Annotated in this window: 9 protein-coding genes; 7 read left to right on the forward strand and 2 right to left on the reverse strand. The window is 68.1% G+C overall.

The annotated features are described in order from the left end of the window. Positions 1–37: 37 nt before the first annotated feature. The gene (locus A5702_RS17630) at positions 38–1,288 is read left to right on the forward strand and encodes a mannosyltransferase (RefSeq protein ID WP_068222256.1); all 1,251 of its coding nucleotides are present in this window, start codon (positions 38–40) and stop codon (positions 1,286–1,288) included. Here A5702_RS17630 and A5702_RS17635 read toward each other — a convergent pair. Both A5702_RS17635 and A5702_RS17640 read right to left on the reverse strand, forming a co-directional pair. Beyond that, complete coding sequence (locus tag A5702_RS17635; RefSeq protein ID WP_068222258.1) at positions 1,285–1,569, reverse strand: 4a-hydroxytetrahydrobiopterin dehydratase; 285 nt, start codon at positions 1,567–1,569, stop codon at positions 1,285–1,287. The two genes, A5702_RS17630 and A5702_RS17635, sit on opposite strands and share 4 nt — an antisense overlap. Positions 1,570–2,078: 509 nt before the next feature. Then, on the reverse strand, positions 2,079–3,020 hold the full coding sequence (locus tag A5702_RS17640; RefSeq protein WP_082956106.1) for an aspartyl/asparaginyl beta-hydroxylase domain-containing protein: 942 nt from the start codon (positions 3,018–3,020) through the stop codon (positions 2,079–2,081). A 180-nt stretch (positions 3,021–3,200) separates the two neighbouring features. On the opposite strand from A5702_RS17640, the gene A5702_RS17645 reads away from it, so the two are divergent. From A5702_RS17645 to A5702_RS17670, 6 genes are all read left to right on the forward strand, one after another. After that, positions 3,201–3,605: a (deoxy)nucleoside triphosphate pyrophosphohydrolase gene (locus tag A5702_RS17645; RefSeq protein ID WP_055398846.1), complete on the forward strand. Its 405-nt coding sequence runs from the start codon at positions 3,201–3,203 to the stop codon at positions 3,603–3,605. A gap of 350 nt (positions 3,606–3,955) precedes the next feature. Further along, positions 3,956–7,645 (forward strand): nitrate reductase subunit alpha, encoded by a 3,690-nt coding sequence (locus A5702_RS17650; protein WP_068222260.1) that lies wholly within the window; start codon positions 3,956–3,958, stop codon positions 7,643–7,645. After that, complete coding sequence (gene narH, locus A5702_RS17655; RefSeq protein ID WP_068222263.1) at positions 7,646–9,262, forward strand: nitrate reductase subunit beta; 1,617 nt, start codon at positions 7,646–7,648, stop codon at positions 9,260–9,262. Continuing rightward, positions 9,259–9,915 carry a nitrate reductase molybdenum cofactor assembly chaperone gene (narJ, locus tag A5702_RS17660; RefSeq protein WP_068222265.1) on the forward strand — a complete coding sequence of 219 codons (657 nt, stop codon included), beginning with the start codon at positions 9,259–9,261 and terminating at the stop codon, positions 9,913–9,915. Before narH ends, narJ begins: the two co-directional genes overlap by 4 nt. Continuing rightward, a complete protein-coding gene (gene narI / locus A5702_RS17665) occupies positions 9,908–10,639 on the forward strand; it encodes a respiratory nitrate reductase subunit gamma (RefSeq protein ID WP_055398947.1) in 732 nt (243 codons plus the stop codon). The genes narJ and narI overlap by 8 nt, the downstream gene beginning before the upstream one ends. A gap of 142 nt (positions 10,640–10,781) precedes the next feature. Next, positions 10,782–11,656: GTP-binding protein (locus A5702_RS17670; RefSeq protein ID WP_156669665.1), on the forward strand; the 875-nt coding region annotated here is incomplete at its 3' end.

Here is an 11,656-nt window from a genome sequence, read left to right on the forward strand (position 1 = left end):
CGCCCGGCGACCGGGCCCGCGGGGATGTGCGGGTCGGTTGGCCCGGATCGCTAAAGTCGGGCGGATAGACACCACCTCGGCCGCCCCGGCGGCATCCCCGCGCCGGCGGTTCGCGAGCCTGCTTCGGGCCGCGGCGCCCGCGCTGCTGGTCGCGAGCGTGGCCGCCCGGTTCGCCTGGACGTTTCTGGCGCCGCACGGCGCGAACTTCGTCGACCTGCACGTCTACCTCGGCGGTGCCGCCGCACTCGACCACCCCGGCACGCTTTACAGCTACGTGTACGCGGATCAGACGCCCGACTTCCCGCTGCCATTCACTTACCCGCCCTTCGCGGCGGTCGTGTTCTACCCGCTGACCCGGCTGCCGTTCGGCCTGGTCGCCTTCGCGTGGCAGATCGCGACGATGGCCGCGCTGTACGGTGCGATCCGGATCAGCCAGCGCTTGATCGGCGATGCGGGCGGCGCCGAGGGCCGCCGCCTGGCCATGCTGTGGACCGCCGTCACCATCTGGATCGAGCCGCTGCGCAGCACGTTCGACTACGGGCAGGTCAACGTGTTGCTGATGCTGGCCGTGCTGTGGGCGGTATGGACTTCGAGGTGGTGGTTGTCCGGTCTACTCGTCGGCGTGGCGGCCGGAATCAAGCTGACCCCAGCGATCGCGGGCGTCTACCTGGTCGGCGCGCGGCGATGGGCCGCGGCCGCGTTCTCCGTCGCCGTCTTCGCGGCGACCATCGGCGTGTCGGCCCTGGTGGTCGGCGACCAGACCCGCTACTACTTCACCCGGTTGCTGGGCGACGCGCACCGGGTGGGGCCGATCGCCACCTCGTTCAACCAGTCCTGGCGTGGCGGCATCTCCCGGATCCTGGGCCACGACGCGGGCTTTGGCCCGCCCGTGCTGATCGCCATCGGCGCCACCGCGGTGGTCGCCGTCCTGGCCTGGCGGGCGCTGGATCCGTCCGACCGGCTGGGCAGGCTGCTGGTGGTCGAGATGTTCGGGCTGCTGCTGTCCCCGATTTCCTGGACGCACCACTGGGTTTGGTTGGTGCCGTTGATGATCTGGGCGATTCACGGGCCTGCGCGCGAGCGCCCCGGCGCGCGGGTCGTGGGCTGGGGCTGGCTGGCGCTGACCATCGTCGGTGTGCCGTGGTTACTGAGCTTTGCGCAACCGACGATCTGGCAGATCAGCCGCCCGTGGTACCTGGCGTGGGCGGGCCTGGTCTACATCGTGGCGGCGGTGGCGACCCCGGTGTGGGTCGCCGCCGGCGGCAGGCGGTCCGCCCCGACGGACTAACCCCCGACGATCTCGTCGATGTCGTGTGCCATCGCGACGTCGTTCTCGGTGATGCCACCCGCGGAATGCGTCACCAAGGCGAAAGTGACTGTCCGCCACCGGATGTCGATGTCGGGGTGATGGTCCTTGCTTTCCGCGTGCTCGGCCACCCGGCGCACCGCGTCGATGCCCGCGAGAAAGCTGTCGAACTTGATCGACCGGCGCAGCGCACCGTCGATGCGCTCCCACCCGTCGAGATCGGACAGTGCGGCGTCCACCTGCTCGTCCGTCAACACGGTCATATCGCTGCGTCCTCTCCGTTGTGCCTGCACTCGACGGTAGGCCGTGCGCGCCAACGACGCGGCGCGCCCCGCATCCGGCGCGCGTGACTACGGTCGCATTCGGCAACAATTAACCATGTGTTCCAGCGCTATTGGCCGGCCCCGTGCTTTCGAATCGCTGAGCGCGATTTCAGCCGCTGCCGACAGCACCGACCAATGGCAATTGGCGGTTCTTTCGGCCGCACCCGAGATGGATCAACTCGGCTTTCCACCGCAATTGGACAGACCGTCGCCTTTGTGGTCGAGGGATGTCGAATAAGCACGACGAACTCGGCACGGACAAAGGCGTCCCGGCATTTCGGAGCGCTCGGCCGGAATGGCTGCCCATTTGCCCGGGCCCGGCGCCCCGGTCCGGGTCACCGAATTAGACTGCCATGACCGCCCGGGTGCGACCCGAAACGCGACGCCGCGAGTCGCTCCTGGCGCGCTCAATCGACAATGGCTCGCTTTTGCTCTGGACCGGAACGCGGTTAAGCGGACTTCTTGACCGCGCGATCGAATGTCAGCTGGTTCTTTTGCATCCCTTTGACCAGTGGAGACCAGCCGGCAAAACCGATGATCGCCGAATTCACCAAGTTGAAGGGAAATTTCATCGGCCGCACGATGTCGAGGAATAAGACCACGCGGGTTTCCTCGGTGTCGTTCCACACCTCGTGCTCGTACGTGTCGTCGAACATGATCGCGACGCCCTCTTCGAATTTGGCGATCTCGTCGTGCACCCGGATGGCGCAGTCGCCGTGGCTGGGGACGAGGAGGGGCAGGTGGTAGCGCATGACGCCGCGGTAGGGCCCCTTGTGCGGGGGTATCCGCTTGCCGGGCGAAAGGATGGAGAAGAACGCGGTCTTCATTCCCGGAATGTCCTCGAGCAGGGCCGTGGTTTCCGGGCACTCCGCACACTGCTTCTCGAAACGCCGGCCATAGATGTAGAGGAAGTGGCTCAGCCATTTGTCGTCGTCCGTGAGGGTCCGTATCGCCTCGACGATGTCTTGGTGATTCGGGATCGTTTCGGTGTGGGACAACAAAGCTTCCAGCTCGGACCGAATTTCGGGGTAGGCCGCCGTGAGGGTGTCGTGCCATTCGAATTGGCGCGGGTCGATGAACGGGGTCGTCTCGACCAGAGAAAACCGTCGGGGGACGGATAGGTCGACGACCTTTATGGCGACTTGGGCGACGCCCAACACAAGGTATTTCAACGCCAAAAGGCCAATTTCTCGGCCGCGATCCACCAGCCGTTGGTGGACCGGCTTAGCCACTCTGCCGATGGTTACCTCGGATGCATCTGTCGCAGTCACGGGAAAGGCTCCTTGATGGGGTTCGGGCGCACGCGTAAGGAGGGTCACGACGCGGCACCCAGAAAAATGAAACACCGCGGCAGTTGGGGTCTGCCGCCGCCCTAGCAAGGTCGCATGCATCCTTGCCAAATTGCCCGATGGAGTGACGTGTCGCTACCTTGTTGGATTCGTGTCGAAAGCGTATGCGGCTTCGCAAGCGCGCGGGCCGAATTCGGAAAAATCAAGCGGGCGGGTTCGGGGCGCCCGCCCCGCCGACTCACCACCTTCGGCCCGCACCCACCCGCCGTATACCGTCTGGCCATGCCGACCCAGATCGTCGTCGCCGGCGCGATCATCCGCCGGGCCACGGTCCTGGTGGCCCAACGCGCCCGGCCGCCCGAGCTGGCCGGCCGCTGGGAGTTGCCCGGCGGCAAGGTGGCGCCCGGTGAGACCGAGCGCGACGCGCTGACCCGGGAGTTGGCCGAGGAGCTGGGGCTGTCGGTCAACGACGTCGCGGTGGGGGACCGGCTGGGCGATGACATCGCGCTGGACCGCATGACGCTGCGCGCGTACCGCGTGCGGCTGCTCGGTGGCGAGCCGCACGCGCACGACCACCGGGCCGTGCGCTGGGTGACGGCGGCCGAGCTGCCGGACGTCGACTGGGTCCCCGCCGACCGGACCTGGGTCGCTGACCTGGTGCGCGCGCTGGCCGAACCCGCCTCATAACAAGCCCACAGCCTTTCCGCAGCTGACATCCAGCGCCGCAGAAGGTGGCCAGGGTGAACTTTAGGTATAACCCCAACGTGAACTTGTAATAACCACTTGACCCTGAAGTGCCCGCCGGAAGTGGTCGGGTGATGACGGCGCCGGGCGCCGCTGGGTCCGTAAAACCGATGCTGACCAAACGACTTTTCGTTAAGAGGCCACGCGCGAAGGCGATAGGCCCGTCCGCCGCGCCCGATGCCGGTGTCCGATCGAGCGGGCATTGCCCGCGGGCCGACGACTCTTCGGCTGGATGCACCTGGATCCAAGCAACGGTCCCGACGCGTGGCGCCACGAAGTAGAAGGGATAGCTGTTGACTGTCACACCACACGTTGGTGGCGCGCTCGAGGAGTTGCTGGAGCGCAGCGGGCGGTTCTTCACGCCCGGCGAGTTCTCGCCCGACCTGCGCACGGTGACGCGCAAGGGCGGCCGCGAGGCCGACGTGTTCTACCGCGACAGGTGGAGTCACGACAAGGTGGTGCGCTCCACCCACGGGGTCAACTGCACCGGTTCCTGCTCCTGGAAGATCTACGTCAAGGACGGGATCATCACCTGGGAGACCCAGCAGACCGACTATCCCTCGGTCGGCCCGGACCGGCCGGAATACGAGCCGCGTGGGTGCCCCCGTGGGGCGTCGTTCTCCTGGTACAGCTACTCGCCCACCCGGGTGCGCTATCCGTACGCCCGCGGCGTGCTGGTCGAGATGTACCGGGAGGCCAAGGCCCGCCTCGGCGATCCGGTGTTGGCGTGGGCCGACATTCAGGCCGACCCCGAGCGCCGGCGGCGCTATCAGCGGGCTCGGGGCAAGGGCGGGTTGGTCCGGGTCACCTGGGCGGAGGCCACCGAGCTGATCGCCGCCGCGCACGTCCACACCATCAAGACCTATGGCCCCGACCGGGTCGCCGGCTTTTCGCCCATCCCGGCGATGTCCATGGTGTCCTACGCCGCCGGGTCGCGGTTCTTCGAGCTGATCGGCGCGCCGATGACGTCCTTCTACGACTGGTACGCCGACCTGCCGGTGGCCTCGCCGCAGGTGTTCGGCGATCAGACCGATGTGCCCGAGTCCGGCGACTGGTGGGACGCGGCGTACTTGATGATGTGGGGCTCCAACGTGCCCATCACGCGGACGCCGGACGCGCACTGGATGGCCGAGGCGCGCTACCGCGGCACCAAGGTGGTGACCGTCAGCCCCGACTACGCCGACAACACCAAGTTCGCCGACGAGTGGATGCCGTGCGCGGCCGGCACCGACGGCGCGCTGGCCATGGCGATGGGGCACGTCATCCTCTCGGAATGCTATGTGCAAAAGGAGGTTCCGTTCTTCGCCGACTTCGCGCGCCGCTACACCGACCTGCCGTTCCTGATCAAACTGGAAGAGCGCGGCGAGATGCTGGTGCCGGGGAAGAACCTCACTGCGGCCGACCTGGGCGAGGCCTTCAAGAGCTCCGAGAATGCGGCGCTCAAACCCGCGGTGTGGGACGAGGCGACGAATTCGGTTGCGGTGCCACATGGTTCGCTGGGTTTCCGGTACGGCGAGGACGGCGTCGGAAAGTGGAACCTGGACCTCGGCGAGCTGAAGCCGGCGCTCAGCGTCCTCCGGTCGGACGACACCGCGCTCGTGCACCTGGCCAGCTTCGACACGATCAACGGCGAAGGCGCCACCGTCGCGCGGGGCGTTCCGGTGCGCCGCGTCGGCAAGCACCGGGTGTGCACCGTTTTCGACCTGATGCTCGCCCAATACGGGGTCGCCCGGCCGGGACTGCCCGGCGAATGGCCCACGGGTTACGACGACCCGACCCAGCAGAACACCCCCGCGTGGCAGGAGACCATCACCGGCGTGTCCGCGGCGCAGGCCATCCGCGTGGCCAGGGAATTCGCCCGCAGCGCAGAGGAATCCGGGGGCCGGTCCATGATCATCATGGGCAGCGGCATCTGCCAGTGGTTCCACGGCGACGCCATCTACCGAGCGGTGCTCGCGCTGCTGATGCTGACCGGCTCGATGGGGCGCAACGGCGGCGGCTGGGCACACTACGTCGGCCAGGAAAAGGTGCGTCCGCTCACCGGTTTTCAGACGATGGCGATGGCCACCGACTGGGTGCGTCCGCCGCGGCAGGTGCCGGGCGCCTCCTACTGGTACGCGCACACCGACCAGTGGCGTTACGACGGCTACGGGGCGGACAAGCTGGCCAGCCCCTTGGGGCGCGGCAGGTTCGCGGGCAAGCACACCATGGATCTGCTGGCCTCGGCCACGGCGATGGGCTGGAGCCCGTTCTATCCGCAGTTCGACCGGTCCAGCCTGGACGTCGCCGACGACGCCCGCGCCGCCGGGCGTGACGTCGCCGAGTATGTCGCCGAGCAGCTCCGCGACCGCACGCTCAAGCTGTCCATCACCGATCCCGACAACCCGGTCAACTGGCCGCGGGTGCTTACGGTGTGGCGGGCCAACCTGATCGGCTCGTCGGGCAAGGGCGGCGAATACTTCCTGCGTCACCTGCTCGGCACCGATTCCAATGTGCAGGCCGAGCCGCCGGCCGACGGGATACGGCCCGCCGACGTGGTCTGCGAGGGCGACATCCCCGAGGGCAAGCTCGACCTGATGATGTCGATCGACTTCCGGATGACCTCGACGACGCTGGTCTCCGATGTCGTGCTCCCCGCGGCCACCTGGTACGAGAAGGCCGACATCTCCAGCACCGACATGCACCCGTACGTGCACGCCTTCAGCGCCGCGACCGATCCGCCCTGGGAAACCCGTTCGGACTTCGAGGCTTTCGGCGCCATCGCGCACGCCTTCAGCGCGCAGGCCAAGCGGCACCTGGGCACCCGCAGCGACGTGGTGCTCACCGCGCTGCAGCACGACACCCCGGACGCGATGGCCTATCCCGATGGCGCCGAGGAAGATTGGCTGCACACCGGCGCGACGCCGGTGCCAGGGCGCAGCATGGCCAAACTCACCGTGGTGGAACGCGATTACGGCGCCGTCTATGACAAGTGGCGGGCCCTGGGGCCGCTCGTCGAGACCTTCGGGCTGACCACCAAGGGCATCACCGTGCATCCGTTCCGGGAGGTCGAGGAGCTGGCCGCCAAGTTCGGCGTGATGAATTCCGGTGCGGCGGCCGGGCGTCCGGCGATCACCACGGCCGCGCGGATGGCCGACGTGCTGCTGCTGCTGTCCGGCACCACCAACGGCCGGCTCGCGGTCGAGGGCTTCCGCGAGCTGGAGAAGAGGACGGGTCAACGGCTGGCGCACCTGGCCGAGGGCAGCGAGGAGCGGCGCATCAGCTACGCCGACACCCAGGCGCGTCCGGTGCCGGTGATCACCAGCCCGGAATGGTCGGGCAGTGAAACCGGCGGCCGCCGCTACGCGCCGTTCACCATCAACATCGAGAACCTCAAGCCGTTCCACACGTTGACCGGGCGGATGCATTTCTACCTGGCCCACGACTGGGTGGAGGAGCTGGGCGAACACCTGCCGGTGTTCCGTCCACCGCTGGATATGACGCGGCTGTTCGGCCAGCCCGAGCTCGGCCCCACCGACGACGGGATCGGGCTCACCGTGCGGTATTTGACGCCGCACTCGAAGTGGTCATTCCACTCCACCTACCAGGACAACCTGTACATGCTGTCGCTGTCCCGCGGCGGGCCGACGATGTGGATGAGCCCCGGCGACGCGGCCAAACTCAAAGTGCGCGACAACGATTGGGTCGAGGCCGTCAACGCCAACGGCATCTACGTGTGCCGCGCGATCGTCAGCCACCGGATGCCCGACGGAGTGGTGTTCGTCTACCACGTGCAGGAACGCACGGTCGACACGCCGCGCACCGAAACCAACAACAAGCGCGGCGGCAACCACAACGCGCTGACCCGCGTCCGCATCAAGCCCAGCCACCTCGCCGGGGGGTACGGCCAGCACGCGTTCGCCTTCAACTACATGGGGCCCACCGGAAACCAGCGCGACGAGGTCACCGTGGTGCGGCGGCGCAGCCAGGAGGTGACTTACTAGATGAAGGTCATGGCGCAGTTGGCGATGGTGATGAACCTCGACAAGTGCATCGGCTGCCACACCTGCTCGGTCACCTGCAAGCAGGCCTGGACCAACCGCAGCGGCACCGAGTACGTGTGGTTTAACAACGTCGAAACCCGCCCGGGGCAAGGCTATCCGCGCACCTACGAGGATCAGGAGCGGTGGCGGGGCGGCTGGATACGCGACAAGAAGGGACGGCTGCGGCTGCGCGACGGCGGCCGCATCCACAAATTGCTGCGCATCTTCGCCAACCCCCGGTTGCCCATCATCGATGACTACTACGAGCCGTGGACCTACGACTACGAGAACCTGACCACCGCGCCCGCCGGCGACACCTTTCCCACGGCCGCGCCCAAGAGCCTGATCAGCGGCGAGCCGATGAAGGTGTCCTGGGGGCCGAACTGGGACGACAACCTGGCCGGGTCCCCGGAGATCCTGGCCGGCGACCCGATCCTGAAGAAGGTCAGCGACGAGGTCAAGCTCAAGCTCGAAGAGACCTTCATGTTCTACCTGCCCCGCATCTGCGAGCACTGCCTGAACCCGTCGTGCGTGGCGTCGTGCCCGTCGGGCGCCATGTACAAGCGCAGCGAGGACGGCATCGTGCTGGTCGACCAGGACCGCTGCCGCGGCTGGCGGATGTGCGTCTCCGGATGTCCTTACAAGAAGGTCTATTTCAACCACAAGACCGGAAAAGCCGAAAAATGCACCCTGTGCTACCCACGGATGGAGGTCGGGCTGCCGACCATCTGCTCGGAGACCTGCGTGGGGCGGCTGCGGTATCTAGGCCTGGTCCTCTACGACGTCGACCGGGTGCTGGAGGCGGCGTCGGTGGAGAACGAGACGGACCTGTACGAGGCGCAACGCCGAATCCTGTTGGACCCAAGCGATCCCGAGGTGATCGCCGCCGCCCGCGCGGGCGGCATCTCCGACGAGTGGATCGAGGCCGCGCAGCGTTCGCCGGTGCACGCGCTGATCAACACCTACCGGGTGGCGCTTCCGCTGCACCCGGAATACCGCACCATGCCGATGGTTTGGTACATCCCGCCGCTGTCGCCGGTGGTCGACGCGGTGAGCCGCGACGGCCACGACGGCGAGGACCTGGGCAACCTGTTCGGCGCGCTGGACGCGCTGCGCATCCCGATGCAGTACCTGGCCGAGCTGTTCACCGCCGGGGACACCGCCGTGGTCGAGGGCGTGCTGCGGCGGCTGGCGGCCATGCGGTCGTACATGCGCGACATCAACCTGGGGCGTGAAACGCAGCCGCACATCCCGCAATCCGTCGGGATGACCGAGGAGCAGATCTACGAGATGTACCGGCTGCTCGCCATCGCGAAATACGAAGAGCGGTACGTCATTCCGACCGCCTTCAGCCCGCAGGCCCGTGACCTCGAGCAGATGGGTTGCTCGTTGGACGGCGACGGCGGGCCGGGCATGTATTCCTCGGGTGACCCGGTGCCGGTCTCCGTGGAGACGTTCCACGCGCTCAAGCGGCCCGGTGGCGAGCCCACGACCAACGGCGCGCGGCGGGTGAACCTGCTCAACTGGGACGGCGGCCAGGTGCCCGCCGGGATGTTTCCGCAGGGGGAGGGGCAATGAGGCTGCGTCGCGGACGCACCGACACCCTGCGGGACCGACTGATCTGGCAGGCGGCGTCGCTGCTGCTGGCCTACCCGGACGACGAGTTGCCGGCCCGGCTGGACACCGTCGAGGAGCTGCTCGGCCACCTCACCGGGCCGGCGACGGCGCTGCTCGGGCAGACGCTGGCCGCACTGCGCGCGCGCGAACCGATGGCCGCCGCGATGGACTACGTCGCGACCTTCGACATGCGGCGCCGCTGCACGATGTACCTGACGTACTGGACCGCCGGGGATACCCGTAACCGCGGGCGCGAGATGGTGGAGTTCGCCGCCGCATACCGGGAAGCGGGCGTGCGGCCCCCGCGCTCCGAGGCGCCCGACCACCTGCCCGTCGTGCTGGAGTTCGCGGCCACCGTCGACCCCGAGGCCGGGCGGCGGCTGCTGACCGAGCACCGCGTCCCCCTCGACGTGTTGCGGGGCGCCCTCGCCGACGCCGAGTCGCCGTATGAGGCATGCGTGGCGGCGGTGTGCGCGACGCTGCCCGTGGCGACCGACTCCGACGTTCGCCGCGCGGAGCGCCTGGCCCAAGCCGGGCCGCCCGCGGAAGCCGTTGGGCTGCAACCCTTCAACTTGACCGTGCCACCCAGACGTGAAGGAGCGCAAGGTGTTTGACAGCGTGCTGTTCTGGGATATCTCGCCGTACGTCACGTTGTCGGTGTTGATCGTCGGCACCTGGTGGCGCTACCGCTACGACAAGTTCGGCTGGACCTCGCGGTCCTCGCAGATCTACGAGTCGCGGCTGCTGCGGGTGGCCAGCCCGATGTTCCATTTCGGCATCCTGGCGGTGTTCGCCGGGCACGTGATGGGCCTGCTGATCCCCCCGCGGGTGACGCAAATGCTCAAACTGAGCGACCACCTCTACCATCTGCAGGCCGTCATTGCCGGGTCGTTGGCCGGCTTCGCGACCCTGGCCGGCATCGGCCTGCTGATCTACCGGCGGTTCACCCGCCCCGCGGTGTCGCTGGCCACCACCCGCAACGACAAGATCATGTACACCGTGCTGGTGCTGGCCATCGTGGTGGGCCTGTACTGCGACCTGATCGGCACCGGGCCGCACGGCGGCGAGTTCCACTATCGCTACACGGTCGGCATGTGGTTCCGCCGGATCTGGCTCCTGCAGCCGCACGGCGAGGTGATGATCAACGCGCCGCTGGACTACCAATTGCACGCCCTGATCGGCATGGTGTTGTTCACGCTGTTGCCGTTCACCCGGTTGGTGCACATCTTCAGCGCGCCGATCGCCTACCTGTTCCGGCCCTACATCGTCTACCGCAGCCGCGAGGAGGCGGCCAAGGGCGAGTTGGTCGGCACCGCGCCCCGCCGCCGGGGCTGGTAGCGCCCGGGTGCATCCAGGGCTTTCGGTGCGCGGTAAGGGTGGCGAAACGCCGCGACGGGCCGCCCCGGACGCACACCGTTCGGCGGGCGGGCCGCACCTGCCGGTTCGCCTTTGACGGCCCCGCGCTGCCACAATCACCGACGTGCCATTCCGTAACGTCGCCATCGTCGCCCACGTCGACCACGGCAAGACCACCCTGGTGGACGCGATGCTGCGGCAGTCCGGGGCGCTGCACCACCGCGGCGACGACACCCAGGAACGCATCATGGACAGCGGTGACCTGGAGAAGGAAAAGGGCATCACAATCCTGGCCAAGAACACCGCGGTGCACCGCGTCAACCCGGATGGGACCGTCACGGTCATCAACGTGATCGACACCCCCGGGCACGCCGACTTCGGCGGCGAGGTGGAGCGCGGCCTGTCCATGGTGGACGGTGTGCTGCTGCTGGTCGACGCGTCCGAGGGGCCGCTGCCGCAGACGCGGTTCGTGCTGCGCAAGGCGCTGACCGCGCACCTTCCGGTGATCCTCGTCGTCAACAAGACCGACCGGCCCGACGCCCGCATCGCCGAGGTCGTCGACGCCAGCCACGACCTGCTGCTCGACGTCGCGTCCGACCTCGACGACGAGGCCGCCAAGGCCGCCGAACACGCGCTGGGCCTGCCCACGCTGTACGCGTCCGGGCGCGCGGGCATCGCGAGCACTGAGCAGCCCGCCGACGGCGAGGTGCCCGCCGGCGACAACCTGGACCCGCTGTTCGACGTGCTGATGGAGCACATCCCGCCGCCGTCGGGGGACCCCGAGGCCCCGCTGCAGGCGCTGGTGACCAACCTCGACGCGTCGGCCTTCCTCGGCCGGCTCGCCCTGATCCGCATCTACAACGGCAAGCTGCGCAAGGGCCAGCAGGTCGCCTGGATGCGGGAGGTCGACGGCCTGCCCGTGATCACCAGCGCCAAGATCACCGAGCTGCTCGCGACCGAAGGCGTCGAGCGCAGCCCCACCGACGAGGCGATCGCCGG

The sequence above is a fragment of the Mycobacterium sp. E3339 genome (genome assembly GCF_001666915.1).
Taxonomy (GTDB): Bacteria; Actinomycetota; Actinomycetes; order Mycobacteriales; family Mycobacteriaceae; genus Mycobacterium.

What these genes read in the sequence shown, in the direction of transcription:
- narH (WP_068222263.1), top strand. Translation starts at nt 7,646, where the DNA reads ATGAAGGTCATGGCGCAGTTGGCGATGGTGATGAACCTCGACAAGTGC.
- A5702_RS17635 (WP_068222258.1), bottom strand. Translation starts at nt 1,569, where the DNA reads ATGACCGTGTTGACGGACGAGCAGGTGGACGCCGCACTGTCCGATCTC.
- narJ (WP_068222265.1), top strand. Translation starts at nt 9,259, where the DNA reads ATGAGGCTGCGTCGCGGACGCACCGACACCCTGCGGGACCGACTGATC.
- A5702_RS17640 (WP_082956106.1), bottom strand. Translation starts at nt 3,020, where the DNA reads ATGCATGCGACCTTGCTAGGGCGGCGGCAGACCCCAACTGCCGCGGTG.
- A5702_RS17645 (WP_055398846.1), top strand. Translation starts at nt 3,201, where the DNA reads ATGCCGACCCAGATCGTCGTCGCCGGCGCGATCATCCGCCGGGCCACG.